Origin of the sequence: Alicyclobacillus mali NBRC 102425, from assembly GCF_001570745.1 — a bacterium.
Taxonomy (GTDB): Bacteria; Bacillota; Bacilli; order Alicyclobacillales; family Alicyclobacillaceae; genus Alicyclobacillus; species Alicyclobacillus mali.
Window position 1 is genome coordinate 22,377 of the sequence record NZ_BCSG01000020.1, and the last position, 14,182, is coordinate 36,558.

Consider the following 14,182-nt stretch of genomic DNA (forward strand, 5'->3'; position numbering starts at 1 on the left):
GTAGGATATCCCGTTTGACGAGGAACGACTCAGGCGGCCCGAAGCGCAAGTCGACAGGCCGCCTGTTGACGCCAAGCCCTCAGAGTCCGTACTTGTCGGGGGACTTCCGCCAGCGCATCAGCAGTGCCACATCCGACTCCTGGATATCGCCGCGCTCGAGCGCCACCTGAATGAGCACTTCGTACGGCACGAGCCGATACGCGGGGATGCCGGTGTCCTCGGCGCGCTTGGTGGCGACGTCGAAGTCGTACGACAAAATCGTGAGGATGGCCATCACGTCCACCCCCGCGTCGCGCAGGGCCTGCGCGGCTTGATAGGCGGATCGACCCGTCGACAGGGTGTCCTCAATGACGACTGCCTTCATGCCGGGGCGCGCGTAGCCTTCGATTTGTTTGCCCCGGCCATGTGCCTTGGCCTCGGAGCGCACGTACGCGCACGGCAGGCCCAGGCGATCCGCCAACATGGCGGCGTGTGGGATGCCGCCCGTCGCGGCGCCCGCGATGAGTTCCACCGCGGGAAGCTCGTAGTCGATGATCGACTCGAAGCCGGAGACGACCTGGCTGCGAAGCAGCGGATATCCGAGGATGAGGCGATTGTCGCAGTAGATGGGGGAACGCCAGCCGCTCGACCACGTGAACGGCTGATGCGGCCTCAGCTCCACCGCGCCGATCTGCAGAAGTCCCTTCGCGATGGTGTACGAAAGGTCGTCGTACTCGACGGTGAACGTCGGTTCACTCATGGGTCAGTCCCTCCCTCACGGAACGAAGGTAGCGCGCCAAGGCGGCGACGGGATCGTCCGCCTCCGTCACCGCTCGCCCAAGCACCAGGCGCGTGGCTCCGTGCCGGATGGCCGCATCGGGCGACATCACGCGAGCCTGATCGTGCACCCGGTCGCCCGCGAGGCGGATGCCCGGCACGACGCGCTCGAAGGAGGGGGTGACCATCTCGCGGAGGATGTCCAACTCCTGGGCCGAGCAGACCACGCCGTCGAGCCCCGCCTGCTCCGCCATCTGCGCCAGGCGGCGCACCCACGCGGACGAAGTCGTGCCGACGCCCATCCCCTCAAGATCCGCGTCTGTCAAGCTTGTGAGCACGGTCACCCCCACGAGAAGCGGGCGATGGGGCGATCCGTCCACAGCCTCGCGCGCCGACGCGAGCATCTTGAGGCCGCCCGACGCGTGCACGTTCACCATTTCAATGGGGTACTGCGCGATGGCCCGAAGCGCGCCGGCGACGGTGTTCGGGATGTCGTGCAGCTTGACATCCAGGAACACCCGCAGATTGAGCTTCAAAAGGGACTCCACGAGGCGCATACCCGCTCGGTGAAACAGCTCCAGCCCCACCTTGTAGCCGTCCACAATCGGCGACAGGCGATCGACGAAGTCCAACGCGCGCGCCTCCGAGTCCACGTCCAGCGCGACGTAGATGCGCCTGCGCGCCTCGTCGTACGCATGCGAGGCGAGCTCCTGCAACAGCGCCTCAGACACCTTCTCCACCTCCCTGCCCTGGGACCGGATCGCCCAGCGCCATGGTCTGGAAGTGAATGAGCTTCATGATGTCGAGCACGGATCGGACCGTGTCGAGCGAGGTCAAGCACGGAACGCCGTGCTCGACGGCCGTCCGGCGGATGCGGAAGCCGTCCCGCTCGGGTTTGAGACCCTTGGTGAGCGTGTTGATGACAAGCTGGATCTTGCCCTGCCGGATGTCGTCCGCGAGATTGGGCGTGCCCTGCGCCAGCTTGTTGACGACGCGCACCTCAAGGCCGCGATCGCGCAGGTATTTCGCCGTGCCCTCGGTCGCCGCGAGCCGATAGCCGAGGCGCGCGAACTCGCGCAGAAGCGGGTACGCCTCCGGCTTGTCTTTGTCCGCAATGGTCGCGAGCACCGTCCCGTGCGCCGGAATCGCAATTCCGGAGGCGATGAGCCCCTTGTACAGCGCCTTTTCGTAGACGAGATCGCGCCCCATGACCTCGCCCGTCGACTTCATCTCAGGGCCGAGGCTGATATCGACCTGGTGCAGCTTCGCAAACGAGAACACCGGCACCTTGACGGCCACGGCCGGCGACTCTGGCACACGACCGGTGGTGTAACCGAGATCCGCGAGCTGCCCGCCACAGACTGCATGCATGGCGAGTTGGACCATCGGCACGCCCGTGACCTTCGAGAGGAAGGGCACCGTGCGCGACGATCTCGGATTCACCTCGATGACCTCTACCTCGCCGTCGTGCACGATGAACTGCACGTTCATGAGCCCCTTGACCTTGAGGCTTTGCGCGATGCGAATGGTGTGGTCCTCGATGAGCCGCTTCACGTCCTCCGTCAGGTTCTGCGGCGGGTACACCGCGATAGAGTCGCCGGAGTGCACGCCCGCGCGCTCGATGTGCTCCATGATGCCCGGGATGACGACGGTCTCGCCGTCCGAGATGGCGTCGACCTCCGCTTCAATGCCGTTCACGTACCGGTCGACGAGCACCGGGTGCTGCTGCGACACCTCCACCGCTTCCTCCATATACTGGAGCAGCTCGTTGGTGTTCGTGATGATCTGCATCGCGCGCCCGCCGAGGACGTACGAGGGGCGCACGAGGACCGGATAGCCGAGCGACTCCGCCGCCTCGACCGCCGCCTCCACGGTGGTGACCGTTCGGCCCTCTGGGCGCTTGATGCCGAGTTGCGTGAGTAGTGCATCGAACTTCTCGCGGTCCTCCGCGGCGTCGATGCCCTCGCGCGACGTGCCGAAGATCCGCACACCCGCGTCCGCCAGCGGCCCCGCCAGGTTGATGGCCGTCTGTCCGCCGAACTGGACGATCACGCCCTCGGGCTGCTCCCGATCGATCACGTTCAGCACGTCCTCCACGTCGAGCGGCTCGAAGTACAGCCGATCCGACGTGCTGAAGTCCGTCGAAACGGTCTCCGGGTTGTTGTTGATGACGACTGCCTCATAGCCTTCGCGCTGAAGCGCCCACACCGCGTGCACCGTGCAGTAGTCGAACTCGATGCCCTGGCCGATGCGGATAGGCCCAGAACCAAGCACCACCATCTTCTTGCGCGGACTCGTCTCGACCTCGTCCTCCCGCTCATACGTGCTGTAGTAATACGGCGTGGAAGCCGCGAACTCCCCGGCGCAGGTGTCCACCATCTTGTATACGGGGACGATGCCTCGTTTCTTTCGCCACGCGCGGATGGCTATGGCATCCGCCTTGAGCAAACGCGCGAGTTCCCGATCCGGAAACCCGTTTCGCTTTGCCTCGTGGATGAGCTCCCGGTGCTCGTCCAGCACCTGTTCGATGGGCAGGCGCGGATTTGCGACAGCGGCAATGCGCTGCTCCAGGTCCACCAGCGCCTCCAGATGCCAGAGGAACCAGCGGTCGATCTTCGACCAATCGTGGATTTGCTCGACCGACACCCCGCGGCGCAGCGCCTCGGCAATGGCAAACAGGCGATCGTCGTCGGCCACGCGGATCTTCTTCTCAATCTCCATATTTGACCATTTGTCGGGCTGCTTCGTCCACAAGCTGTATGCGCCGATTTCCAGGCTGCGAACCGCCTTGAGCATGGACTCGCCGAACGTGCGGCCGATGGCCATGACCTCGCCCGTCGCCTTCATCTGGGTGCCAAGGGATCGATTCGCGCTCCGGAACTTGTCGAACGGCCAACGCGGGATCTTCGTGACGATATAGTCCAAGGCAGGCTCGAAAGCTGCGTACGAATCCTGCGTCACCGGATTTTTCAACTCCGCGAGCCGATACCCGACGGCGATTTTCGCAGCGATGCGCGCGATGGGATACCCCGTCGCCTTCGAGGCGAGCGCGCTGGACCGGCTGACGCGCGGATTGACCTCAATGACGTAGTACCGGGAGGAGTGGGGATCGAGCGCAAGCTGCACGTTGCACCCGCCCTGAATTCCGAGCGCATGAATAATCTGGAGGCTCGCGTCGCGCAGCATCTGATACTCTTCGTCCGAGAGCGTCTGGCTCGGCGCCACGACGATGGAGTCGCCCGTGTGCACCCCGACAGGGTCCATGTTCTCCATGTTGCAGACGACGATGGCCGTGCCGTCGGCGTCGCGCATGACCTCGTACTCAATCTCCTTGAAGCCCGCGATGCTCTGCTCCACGAGCACCTGGTGAATCGGCGAAAGCGTGAGGCCGCGCTCCACAATTTCGTGATACTCGCGCCAGTTCGACGCGATCCCGCCCCCCGTTCCGCCGAGCGTGTACGCAGGCCGAATGATGATGGGGAAGCCGACTTCCTCCGCGAACGCGTCGGCCTCCTCCTGGTTTCTCACGATGGCGCTGCGCGGTACGGGCTGGCCGATCTCCTGCATCAGCTGGCGGAACTTCTCGCGATCCTCTGCCTTTTCGATGGCCTCAAGCGGCGTGCCCAGCAACTCGACGCCTTCGGCCTCGAGCACCCCGGCCTCAGCGAGTTGCACGGCCATGTTCAGGCCCGTTTGACCTCCGAGCGTGGCGAGCAGGCCGTCCGGCCGCTCCTTCCGGATGATCTGCGTGACGAAATCCAGCGTGATGGGCTCGATGTATACTCGATCCGCCATCTGCTCGTCGGTCATGATGGTGGCAGGGTTCGAGTTGACGAGGACAACCTCGTAGCCCTCTTCCTTCAATGCCTGGCAAGCCTGCGTGCCCGCGTAGTCGAACTCAGCCGCCTGGCCGATGACAATCGGCCCCGAGCCGATGACCATGATTTCCCGAATGTCCTGCCGCTTAGGCATGCGCAAACCGCCCCTCTCTCACGCGCGTCATGAGGTCGATGAACTCGTCGAACAAGTAGCGGGCGTCGCTCGGCCCAGGTCTCGACTCCGGATGATACTGCACGCAGAAGACGGGTTCGTGTCGATGCACGAGCCCCTCCACCGTACCGTCGTTCAGATTGACGTGGGTGAGCTCGAGCGGCGTGCCGTGCAGCGACTCCGCATCGACGACATACCCGTGGTTTTGCGACGTGATGTCCACGCGGCCCGTGCGAAGGTCCTTCACCGGATGGTTCGCGCCGCGATGGCCGAACTTCAGCTTGCGCGTCTTGGCGCCGCACGCGAGGGCAATGAGCTGATGCCCCAGGCAGATGCCGAAGATGGGCACCTTGCCGATGAGGCCACGAAGCGCCTCCACCGCGTAAGGCGCGTCCTCCGGGTTGCCCGGGCCGTTCGACAGCATCACGCCGTGCGGCTTCCAGCGCAGCACGTCCTCCGCCGTCGACGTGGCTGGCACGACAATGACATCACATCCGCGCTCCAGCAACGAACGGAGGATTCCCGCCTTCATCCCGTAATCGATGAGCACGACGCGGTGGCCAGGCCCCGGCGCCCGGTACACGGTCTGCGTGGTTACCCGGCTGACCGCATCCGGCACCAGCGCCTCGTCCATGCGCGCGAGGAGCGATTCCACCGGCACATCCTCCGTGGTGAGAACCCCCGGCATCGCCCCCACCGTCCGGATGGCCTTCGTCAGCTCGCGCGTGTCAATCCCGGCGATCCCGACGATGTCGTGCTGCACAAGATACGATTCCAGCTTGTCCACCATCTTGTGATGAGACGGCCACTCGCACAGCGTCCGCACCGCGAACCCCCGCACGTGCGGGTGGCGGCTCTCGACATCGTCCACGTTCACACCGTAATTGCCGATGAGCGGGTACGTCATCGTGACGATCTGCCCGTAATACGACGGATCCGTCAAAATCTCCTGATAGCCCGTCATGCCCGTGTTGAACACGACCTCGCCGAACCGGGTGCCCGTTGCGCCAAAGTGCAGGCCCTCAAACACGAGGCCGTTCTTCAGCACCAACCGGGCCTTCCTCCGACCGTTCAGCATCATGACAACCGCTCCTCTCCCTCGCGAAAGATCGCGCGCCCCGCGCGAATGGTCTCGATCACCTTGCCGACCACCGACTGTCCAGCAAACGGCGTGTTGCGGCCCTTTGTGTAAAACGCGCCAGGGTCGATGGTCCATCGCCTGCCGAGATCGACCAGCACCAGGTCCGCCCGCGCGCCCGGGCGAATCTGACCGCCTTCAAGCCCAAATAACCTGCAAGGCCGCTCGCTCATGGCCTCTACCAGCCGGCGCATCGGCACATGCCCCTCGCGCACGAGCCCCGTGTACAAGAGGGCAAACGCCGTCTCGAGCCCCACCATGCCGAACGGGGCCTCGTCCATGCCCTTGGCTTTTTCGTCCGGGTGATGCGGCGCGTGATCGGTCGCGATCACGTCCAGCGTTCCATCCGCGAACGCGGCGAGACACGCCCTCCGGTCCTCCTCGGATGCAAGCGGCGGATTCACCTTCCAGTTGGCGTCCGCGCTCTGGATGTCCCGCTCTGACAAGAGCAGGTGATGCGGCGTCACTTCCGCCGTTACGCGGATGCCGCGACGCTTTCCAAACCGCACGAGGTCAGCCGACGCCTCGCGGCTCACGTGGCAGACGTGCAGGTGCGCGCCTGTCTCTTCCGCGAGGAGGATGTCTCGCGCGATCATCGCGGCCTCCGCGCTCCCTGGCTGCGCTGTCGTGCCGAGACGCGCGGCCGCCTGCTCATGGAGCGCCCCGCCGCGCGAGATGGATTCGTCCTCCGCATGGATCATCGCGGGTTCACCGAGGGCGGCGAGCTTGGTCAACGCCTCCCGCATTAGGCCACCGTCCTGTACACCGCGGCCGTCGTCAGAAAACCCGAGCGCGCCCGCTTTTGCGAGCGCCTGGTAATCCGTGAGTGCCTCGCCTTCCTGATCCACTGTCAGGCAGGCGATGGGATGCACCTCAGCCTTGCCGATGGCCTCTCCTCGGCGGATGATATCCTCCACGATCTCGACCCGCGCGATGGGAGGCTTGGTGTTCGGCATGCACGCCACCTGCGTAAACCCGCCGGCCGCGGCGGCTTGCAAGCCGCTCGCGAGGGTCTCCTTGTGCGTGAGGCCGGGATCGCGCAAGTGGACGTGCACGTCGACAAAGCTGGGCAACACGCACAAACCGCGGATGGAACGCACCTCTTCCGCGCGGATGGCGGACGGATGCCCAACGGCCACAATCTCGCCCGTCTCGGTGTCGAACGCCACGCTCGCCTCCATGAAATCGCCGAGGCCCGAGTCCCACACGCGCCCGCCGTCCCATCGAATTCTCATCGCCGCTCGCCTCCCAGCATGGCGTCGAGAAGCGCCATGCGCATGTAGAGTCCATTTTCCACCTGTCGGAAGTACGCCGCCCGCACATCCTCATCCACCTCGGGCGCAATTTCCCCGACGCGAGGGAGCGGATGCAGGATCCGCGCGTGATCGGGCAAGAGCGCCAGGTGCGCCTTGGTGAGAGCGTACAGGCTGGCTGCGTTCGGATCCACTTCGCCCGCCAGACGCTCAAACTGAATGCGCGTCTGGTAGACCACATCCGCGCCGCGAATGGCCGACGCGAGATCCGGCGCCCGCTCGAGCGAGAGGCCAGAGGCGGCAAGTTCGTCGGCGAGATCGTCCGGCAAGCCGAGCGGCGCCGGGTGGAAGAGGCGCACCCGAACGCCGGGGAACTTGGCCACGAGGCGGAGCAGGGAGTGGACCGTGCGGCCGTACTTGAGATCCCCCATCACCGCGACGGTGAGATGTTCGATCCGGCCGAGCTCGCGCCAGATGGTGTACACGTCGAGCAGCGCCTGCGTCGGGTGCTCGCCGCTCCCGGCGCCGGCATTCAGGATGGGCACGGGCGAGAAGCGGGCGGCCCGATCGAGTTCGTGCTGATCGTGATGGCGAATCACGATGGCGTCGGCGTAACAGCCCACGACGCGAAACACGTCCTCAAGCGTTTCGCCCTTCTTGGATGAAGATGACTCGCGCGCGTTTTCGGCCCCCACGACGCTTGCGCCGAGCCGGAGAACCGCGGATTCAAACGAGAGCCGCGTGCGCGTCGAGGGCTCGTAGAAGAGCGTCGCGACAATCTTGCCCTGAAGTCGTGTTCGAGCCTCTTCCCGCTCCAAGCCGCGGAGCCACTCCGCGCGCTCCATCAGCTCCCATACCAGCGGAACATCGAACTGGTTCACGGTCAACGCGTGAAATACCGCGCCGCGCATGTTTACCGCCACCGCCCTCACGCCCTTCCTTCCGCAATCCAGACGCCGTCCAACCCGTCCACTTCCGCGAGGCGGACGATGACCTGCTCGTCTCGCGCCGTCGGCACGTTTTTCCCAACAAAGTCAGGCCGAATGGGAAGCTCCCGATGGCCGCGGTCCACAAGCGTCGCGAGCTGCACGCAGCGGGCGCGGCCCGCGCGCATCATGGCGTCGAGCGCTGCCCTCACCGTCCGACCCGTGTACAGCACGTCGTCCACCAGGATCACCTTGCGATCCGCCACGTCGATGTCCGGCGCGGGCGCCTCGGACGACGTCGCCCGGTCGCGATCGTCCCGGTACGGCCGGGGATCCAGCCGGTGGCACGGCACCCTCTGTCCCTCAATCTCGAACAGCTTGCGCCCGAGCCGCTCGGCGAGGACGGCGCCGCGCGTGACGATTCCGACGAGCACGAGGTCGTCGAGCCCCTTGTTGCGCTCGAGGATCTCGTGCGCCATGCGAGTGAGCGATCTGCGCATCGCCGCTTCGTCCATAATCTGCGTCTTTTGAGCCACAGCCTTCCCTCCTCGGCACCGCTCTCGTCGGCACGAAAAAAGGCCGCCTCTCCGCGAGAGGTGGCCTTAGCCCCGGAAGACGCGCTGGCCGCGCATGCTCCCAAAACGTCCGACTCCTTACCAACCTCACGGGATTGGTTTAAAGGCAGTGTCCGTGTTCAGTTCGAAAGTAGACTAACAGGTGAGGCAGGCCGTGTCAAGTTCCGATCCGCTCCTGCCGCAAGCCCTCAAGCAGCCCCGCCATGTCGAGGGGCATGTCGCTCTCAAACCGGAGGTGACGCCCGTCCGGGTGTGTAAAGCCGAGGGTCCGCGCATGAAGCGCCTGCCCATCAATGGGCAGCGTGTGGCGCGGGCCGTAGACGGGATCGCCCGCGATGGGATGACCGATGGCCGCGAGGTGGACGCGGATCTGATGCGTGCGACCCGTCTCAAGCCGCAGCCGGAGGTACGAATAGTTCGCAAACAGCTCGAGGACCTCGAAGTGCGTGACGGCGCGCTTGCCCCCTTGGCGGACGGCCATCCGCTGGCGATCCGCCGGGTCCCGCGCGATCGGCATGTCGATGGTACCCTCGCGGTGCGGCAGGCGGCCGTGCGCGATGGCCACATACTCCCGCTCGACATCGTGCGCCCGAAACGCCTCCACCAACGTGCGATAGGCCCGATCCGACTTGGCGAACACGACAAGTCCGCTCGTGTCCTTGTCGATCCGGTGGACGACGCCCGGCCTCATCGCGCCTGCGAGCGTGCAAAGCGAGACGCCGCGCGCCAAAAGGCCGTTCACCAACGTCCCCCGCATGTGCCCTGCCCCCGGGTGCACCACGACACCGCGCGGCTTGTCCACCACAATGACATCGTCGTCTTCGTAGGCGACGACAAACGGCACGCCGTCATCCGGCACAAGCTCCAGCGGCTCCTCTTCCGGCACGTCGACCTCGTACAGATCGCCCGCCTCCACGGGTTCGCTCGCCTTCAGCCGTCCAGGGCGCGATCGCCGAATACACCCTTCGTCAAGCCAGCGCTGCACCTGCGTCCGCGAGACCTCAATATCGTCCTCCTGCAGCCTGTCGGTCATCCATCGGTCGAGTCGCTCACCTGCATCCTCCGCACTCACCTCATATTGGACATGGATGGCAGGTCTCATGGTGTCCTCCTTCGATTATTCGCGGGCATCGTTCCCGCCTCGAAACGTGGAGAGAATGAGGAGCACGACGCCAATGTCGATGGAGGCGTCCGCGAGGTTAAAAACGGGAAAATGGATGGTGTAGAAGTACACGTAATCGGTGACCGTGTGGGTCGGGGAAAAGACGCGATCCACCATGTTTCCGAGCGCGCCACCGAGCAAGAGACCAAGCCCCACCTGCGCCAGAGCGCCCAACTGAAAGCGCGTGTTCACCACGACCACCGCCGCCACGACTGCGATGGCCACGAGGACAAAGAGCCAAACTTGATGCGGCAACAGGCTGAACGCGGCGCCCGGATTTTGAATGTGCGTGAACTCGACCACGCCCGGGATGACCACCACGGCGCTGCCGATGGCCAACTTCGCGCGCACCACCATTTTGATCAATTGGTCGGCGATAAGCACAACCAGGCCGACCACGTACAAGAGCCACTTCTGTTTCCCCACTCGACACGTCTCCCCGCCGGCTGACAGCCTGCACCCTCGGAAGCCGCCGTCGCATACCGTGAAAAGGCGGCACGTGAAGGGGTGTGAATACGGTGATTGTACCAGAGGGCGGCGCCTTCTCACAATGGATTGCCCCTCCGCTCGGCGCGCGGAGTGGCAAGCCGCGCACGAGCGGAATCACGATGGTGATTGACAAGGGACTGAGCCTGGCGGAAACGGAGTCCCTCCTGTCGATGGCGGCTCCCATCATCGATGTACTGAAGCTCGGATTTGGGACGAGCGCCGTCTATCCTGAGCACATCCTGAGGTCCAAACTCCAGCGCGCGGCGGAACAGGACGTCATGGCGTGCCCCGGTGGGACTTTGGGCGAGGTGGCGTGGACGCAGGGCGTGTTCGCCGAATACCTTCAGCGTTGCCGCGAGCTCGGGTTTCAAGCCATGGAGATTTCGGACGGCATCATCGACCTGCCTCCGGCCCATCGCGCCCGGGCCGTCGCGGCAGCCAAGCGCGTCTTTCCGGTCGTGATCACCGAAGTGGGCAAAAAGCTGAGCCACGACGTCGACCTCGCGCGCTGTGCCGAGGGCGTAATCCGCGATCTCGAAGCCGGGGCCGATTACGTGATCCTCGAGGGGCGGGAATCGGGCGAAGATGTCGGCATCTACGGTCCCGGAGGCACCGTGCTGGACGACGCGTTGAGCGCGTTCATCCAGGCGCTGCCCGCCTATGCCCGGAGCCGCGTGATCTGGGAGGCTCCCAAGAAATCACAACAAGTGGAACTCATACGCCGCTTCGGTCCGACAGTCAATCTGGGCAACGTCCCGCCGGCCGACGCCATCGCCGTCGAGTGCCTTCGCCTCGGCCTCCGCGCGGACACCTTCGTTCTTGCACTGAGCGGTCCTGGATCTCAAGGCTCGTCGTAATCGGTGAGGAGTTGAGCCGACGACGGCAACGTCCGCCGGTACGCCTCTTCCGAAAAACGCTCCACCGGATCGACGTATCCGGCGTCGTCGTCAAGGTCGGGCTCGTCGTAGCGCGCAAGGCCATTGACCGGGCGGTCGTACCGCATGACGTCCTTTAGTGCGTCTTCCCCGTCGTATCCCGTTTCATCCGCGCCGTCGCGATCGAACTGGCCGAACGAGGGCGCCAGCACGTCCTCCTCTACGGGGCGGCGCGCTGGCGCTCTCCTGGCTTCGGCCTCCCGCTCACAGTCCACGCACCGGCGAGCGGTCGGAACCGCCTCGAGCCTCTCCGGGGGAATGGAGCGCCCGCACGACTCGCACGTGCCGTAGGTTCCTTGCCGGATGCGCGCGAGTGCGTCCTCGACATCCGCGAGCGCACGCTCGTCGCGCAACCGTTCGCCCATCGCCTGATTGCGAAGTGCGAGTTCGCTGGCGATATCCGCAGGATGGTTGTCATACATCGCGAGTTCCGAGAATTCGTCTGGCATCGAGCTGCGAATGTCCGCAGACGTCTCGGCCCCTTGCAGTCGCGCGACGAGCCTCCTTTGCTCAGCTTCCAAACGAGATTGAAGCAAATCCGTATCCATGTCCGTCCTCCTTCAATATGTGAACTCACGTGCCTTGAGTTGTCCATCCACGATTTGAACCAAATCTGCAATCCACTTGCCAATGACGGGCAAATTGAGAAGCTCCAACTGTTGCAGAACGAGCACCACCAGCCCCGCAATGACGGTGAAGCCGAGTCCAATGCCGAGGCCGCGGAAGATGCCGCCGATGAGATTGAGCAGCGCCAATCGCCACGGCGTCTGCAACAGATCGACGTAAGCGGCGAAGTTCACACCTTCGAGGTACTCGGTCAGGCGGAGGAGTCCGAGATTTGTGAGCGAGTGACGTCGTTTTCGCCGAAGCCGCATGATCCTCACCGTCCCGGCTGTGGATGGTCTGCCGGTAGTGTACCCGGCGAACCTCGATCCATGTCGGACATGTTCACCAGACTGTCATTGGTATCTCTCGCCCATCTGTGTATGATGGAGATCGGCAAGCGTTGTTTCGACTGGAGAGATGATTCATGCGCAGAACGTGGCTGCTCGCCGCTTCCTGGGCCATTGTGTGGATTGGCATTACGTTGTTTGCCGCGTGCCTCCTCGCCCGCGTGTGGCTGCAACTGTCACTTCCCTACACCACCTATGTCGTAATCGACTCCTCACTCGTGGCTTTCGGCCTCGCGCTCCTTTGGTACACCGTCCGAAGCGAAAAAAAATGAAGCCGACCCTCGTGGATCGGCCCCGTCACCCGTTTGTCTACGCTTGCCTCACGCGAAGTCCGGCTCAGCCGCCGCGACCTCGCGCCGCGCGAGCTCCCGCTCGAACGACTCCCAGTCTCCCGACTCCATCATTTCCAGCTGCGACTGGATGAGCGACCGGAACCGCGCGCGGAAAATCGCCGCTTGCTTCTGCATCTCCTCGACCTCAAGCGCCACTTTGCGCGCCTTGTTGAGTGCTTCGCTGATGATGCGATCCGCGTTTTTTTCCGCTTCGCGAATGATGAGCTGCGCTTCTTTCTTTGCGTTGTTTTTTAGTTCCTCCGCCGTTTCCTGCGCGACGAGGATGGATTTGCTCAGGCTCTCCTCGAGATTCTGGTAATGAGCCAGTTTCTCGTTGAGACGGGCAATTTCCTCTTCGAGCTGCTTATTCTGGCGGATCAGACCCTCGTAGTCCTGAATGACGCGTTCCAGAAAGTCATCGACTTCGTCCTCATTGTACCCGCGCAGCGAGCGCCGGAACTCTTTATTGTGAATGTCGATGGGCGACAACGGCATGGCGAATCCCCCTCATCTCGACCACAGGCTTGTAGAGCCCCCTTGTTTGGGCGAAGGTTCGTCACCCTGCTATTCGACAGCAAGCGGCAAAATCCTTCACCCTAAGCGCGCTCACCGGCGAGATCGTAAAACACCGACGCGGATCATCCATCGGCCGCTTTTGGACTGTCCCACGGTCTCCAGGACCCGCACGCGCCCAAATCCCCTGACCGACAACACATCGCCAGGACGCACCTCGGCGTCCGCTGGCGCTTCCGCGTGATTGAGTTCGACGCGCCCACTCGCAACGAGCGACTGGGCCTCCTTTCGGGACATCCGACAAGCCTGTGCCACGACGGCATCCATGCGCGGCGACATGACGAAGATGTCCTTGGGCTCGTATGGGGGAGGCGGCAGTTCGGGGATATCGTCCACCTCCCGAACATGGACAACTACTCGCCCGACGCGGGACCAAGTGTCGCGAAGATAGCTGACCAACGGCTGCGCGATAAACACGTACGCCTGTGAAGGCGTGACCAGAACGATGTCGCCCAACGAGGGGCGCTTAAGTCCAAGGCCAAGGAGCGAGCCTAGCACATCCGCGTGTGCAAACTCCCCTTGTAGCGCGGACACCTCAAGCGCCTGAATTTCGAAGTCCTCGGGGGCCACGGGCCAGGGCTCGGGCAAAAGCAGCAGCCGAACGCGTTCCGCACCGTCGAATCCACCAAAGGCCTCCGCGTGAAGTCCCGCGCCTTTCGCGACGCTCTCCGCGAGGTACTGTTCACGCGGGGTCAAAAAATCGGTCAAGTAAGGGGAGTATCTGTCCTGAACCTGTCGCACCCAGTCCGACGCGCGGCGGACCCAGGGCTGCTCCGACGCGCGGACCCATGTGTGTTTCACGGCGGGTGCCTCCTCAACTGGTTGTCAACTGTGTCAAGGTGGTGTCGACGCCCGCTTCGACCACCAAAAACACGACCATGGCCAAAATCCATGACACATCCACGGCCAGCCGCCCGATGCGCAAGGGGCGAAGATGTCGGCGAAACACCCACAGATACGGCTCACAACAGGCCGAGATCCACCGCCCGACCGGGTGATGGACCCAATCGGGCACCATCTGAACCAATGCGCCGGCCAGAAGCACCACGAAGTAGACGGCGAAGATCCATTCCACAGCGTCCGCCAGCCCGTCCATGTGA

The 14,182-nt window shown here is 64.1% G+C and carries 16 protein-coding genes; 2 read left to right on the forward strand and 14 right to left on the reverse strand.

Features of this window, described 5'->3' with window-relative positions; all coding sequences use genetic code 11:
- Positions 1 to 79 precede the first annotated feature (79 nt).
- The 9 genes from pyrE to lspA all read right to left on the reverse strand — a co-directional run bounded on the left by pyrE (position 80) and on the right by lspA (position 10,226).
- On the reverse strand, positions 80 to 739 hold the full coding sequence (pyrE, locus tag AMA01_RS08195) for an orotate phosphoribosyltransferase (protein WP_067849867.1): 660 nt from the start codon (positions 737 to 739) through the stop codon (positions 80 to 82).
- Positions 732 to 1,487, reverse strand: a complete 756-nt coding sequence (gene pyrF, locus AMA01_RS08200; protein WP_231862880.1) for an orotidine-5'-phosphate decarboxylase — start codon at positions 1,485 to 1,487, stop codon at positions 732 to 734. The genes pyrE and pyrF overlap by 8 nt, the downstream gene beginning before the upstream one ends.
- Entirely contained in the window at positions 1,480 to 4,728 is a 3,249-nt protein-coding gene (gene carB, locus AMA01_RS08205) for a carbamoyl-phosphate synthase large subunit (RefSeq protein WP_067849991.1), read from the reverse strand. Before carB ends, pyrF begins: the two co-directional genes overlap by 8 nt.
- On the reverse strand, positions 4,721 to 5,827 hold the full coding sequence (carA, locus tag AMA01_RS08210; RefSeq protein ID WP_067849869.1) for a glutamine-hydrolyzing carbamoyl-phosphate synthase small subunit: 1,107 nt from the start codon (positions 5,825 to 5,827) through the stop codon (positions 4,721 to 4,723). Before carA ends, carB begins: the two co-directional genes overlap by 8 nt.
- Positions 5,824 to 7,119, reverse strand: a complete 1,296-nt coding sequence (locus AMA01_RS08215; protein WP_067849871.1) for a dihydroorotase — start codon at positions 7,117 to 7,119, stop codon at positions 5,824 to 5,826. Before AMA01_RS08215 ends, carA begins: the two co-directional genes overlap by 4 nt.
- Complete coding sequence (pyrB, locus tag AMA01_RS08220) at positions 7,116 to 8,048, reverse strand: aspartate carbamoyltransferase (protein ID WP_067849994.1); 933 nt, start codon at positions 8,046 to 8,048, stop codon at positions 7,116 to 7,118. The genes AMA01_RS08215 and pyrB overlap by 4 nt, the downstream gene beginning before the upstream one ends.
- Before the next feature lie 17 nt (positions 8,049 to 8,065).
- Positions 8,066 to 8,599, reverse strand: coding sequence for a bifunctional pyr operon transcriptional regulator/uracil phosphoribosyltransferase PyrR (gene pyrR, locus AMA01_RS08225; RefSeq protein WP_067849873.1), 534 nt, complete (start codon positions 8,597 to 8,599; stop codon positions 8,066 to 8,068).
- A gap of 196 nt (positions 8,600 to 8,795) precedes the next feature.
- On the reverse strand, positions 8,796 to 9,740 hold the full coding sequence (locus tag AMA01_RS08230; RefSeq protein WP_067849875.1) for an RluA family pseudouridine synthase: 945 nt from the start codon (positions 9,738 to 9,740) through the stop codon (positions 8,796 to 8,798).
- A 15-nt stretch (positions 9,741 to 9,755) separates the two neighbouring features.
- Positions 9,756 to 10,226: a signal peptidase II gene (gene lspA / locus AMA01_RS08235; RefSeq protein WP_067849877.1), complete on the reverse strand. Its 471-nt coding sequence runs from the start codon at positions 10,224 to 10,226 to the stop codon at positions 9,756 to 9,758.
- 92 nt (positions 10,227 to 10,318) lie between these two features.
- Here lspA and AMA01_RS08240 point away from each other — a divergent pair, with 92 nt between their 5' ends.
- The gene (locus AMA01_RS08240) at positions 10,319 to 11,146 is read left to right on the forward strand and encodes a phosphosulfolactate synthase (protein WP_067849879.1); all 828 of its coding nucleotides are present in this window, start codon (positions 10,319 to 10,321) and stop codon (positions 11,144 to 11,146) included.
- On the opposite strand, the gene AMA01_RS08245 is transcribed toward AMA01_RS08240, so the two are convergent.
- Together AMA01_RS08245 and AMA01_RS08250 are read right to left on the reverse strand one after the other, a co-directional pair.
- Positions 11,131 to 11,772, reverse strand: a complete 642-nt coding sequence (locus AMA01_RS08245; protein ID WP_067849881.1) for a TraR/DksA C4-type zinc finger protein — start codon at positions 11,770 to 11,772, stop codon at positions 11,131 to 11,133. The two genes, AMA01_RS08240 and AMA01_RS08245, sit on opposite strands and share 16 nt — an antisense overlap.
- Positions 11,773 to 11,784: 12 nt before the next feature.
- A complete protein-coding gene (locus AMA01_RS08250) occupies positions 11,785 to 12,099 on the reverse strand; it encodes a DUF5665 domain-containing protein (protein WP_067849883.1) in 315 nt (104 codons plus the stop codon).
- A 155-nt stretch (positions 12,100 to 12,254) separates the two neighbouring features.
- Here AMA01_RS08250 and AMA01_RS08255 point away from each other — a divergent pair, with 155 nt between their 5' ends.
- Positions 12,255 to 12,449, forward strand: coding sequence for a hypothetical protein (locus AMA01_RS08255; protein WP_067849884.1), 195 nt, complete (start codon positions 12,255 to 12,257; stop codon positions 12,447 to 12,449).
- Between the two features lie 48 nt (positions 12,450 to 12,497).
- On the opposite strand, the gene AMA01_RS08260 is transcribed toward AMA01_RS08255, so the two are convergent.
- From AMA01_RS08260 to AMA01_RS08270, 3 genes are all read right to left on the reverse strand, one after another.
- Entirely contained in the window at positions 12,498 to 13,004 is a 507-nt protein-coding gene (locus AMA01_RS08260) for a DivIVA domain-containing protein (protein WP_067849885.1), read from the reverse strand.
- Positions 13,005 to 13,115: 111 nt separating this feature from the next.
- Entirely contained in the window at positions 13,116 to 13,883 is a 768-nt protein-coding gene (locus AMA01_RS08265; protein ID WP_067849887.1) for a YlmH/Sll1252 family protein, read from the reverse strand.
- A gap of 13 nt (positions 13,884 to 13,896) precedes the next feature.
- Positions 13,897 to 14,178, reverse strand: a complete 282-nt coding sequence (locus AMA01_RS08270) for a YggT family protein (protein WP_067849889.1) — start codon at positions 14,176 to 14,178, stop codon at positions 13,897 to 13,899.
- Between the last annotated feature and the right edge of the window lie 4 nt (positions 14,179 to 14,182).

What these genes read in the sequence shown, in the direction of transcription:
- pyrE (WP_067849867.1), bottom strand. Translation starts at nt 739, where the DNA reads ATGAGTGAACCGACGTTCACCGTCGAGTACGACGACCTTTCGTACACC.
- carB (WP_067849991.1), bottom strand. Translation starts at nt 4,728, where the DNA reads ATGCCTAAGCGGCAGGACATTCGGGAAATCATGGTCATCGGCTCGGGG.
- carA (WP_067849869.1), bottom strand. Translation starts at nt 5,827, where the DNA reads ATGATGCTGAACGGTCGGAGGAAGGCCCGGTTGGTGCTGAAGAACGGC.
- AMA01_RS08215 (WP_067849871.1), bottom strand. Translation starts at nt 7,119, where the DNA reads ATGAGAATTCGATGGGACGGCGGGCGCGTGTGGGACTCGGGCCTCGGC.
- pyrB (WP_067849994.1), bottom strand. Translation starts at nt 8,048, where the DNA reads ATGCGCGGCGCGGTATTTCACGCGTTGACCGTGAACCAGTTCGATGTT.
- AMA01_RS08230 (WP_067849875.1), bottom strand. Translation starts at nt 9,740, where the DNA reads ATGAGACCTGCCATCCATGTCCAATATGAGGTGAGTGCGGAGGATGCA.
- AMA01_RS08245 (WP_067849881.1), bottom strand. Translation starts at nt 11,772, where the DNA reads ATGGATACGGATTTGCTTCAATCTCGTTTGGAAGCTGAGCAAAGGAGG.
- AMA01_RS08250 (WP_067849883.1), bottom strand. Translation starts at nt 12,099, where the DNA reads ATGCGGCTTCGGCGAAAACGACGTCACTCGCTCACAAATCTCGGACTC.
- AMA01_RS08255 (WP_067849884.1), top strand. Translation starts at nt 12,255, where the DNA reads ATGCGCAGAACGTGGCTGCTCGCCGCTTCCTGGGCCATTGTGTGGATT.
- AMA01_RS08260 (WP_067849885.1), bottom strand. Translation starts at nt 13,004, where the DNA reads ATGCCGTTGTCGCCCATCGACATTCACAATAAAGAGTTCCGGCGCTCG.
- AMA01_RS08270 (WP_067849889.1), bottom strand. Translation starts at nt 14,178, where the DNA reads ATGGACGGGCTGGCGGACGCTGTGGAATGGATCTTCGCCGTCTACTTC.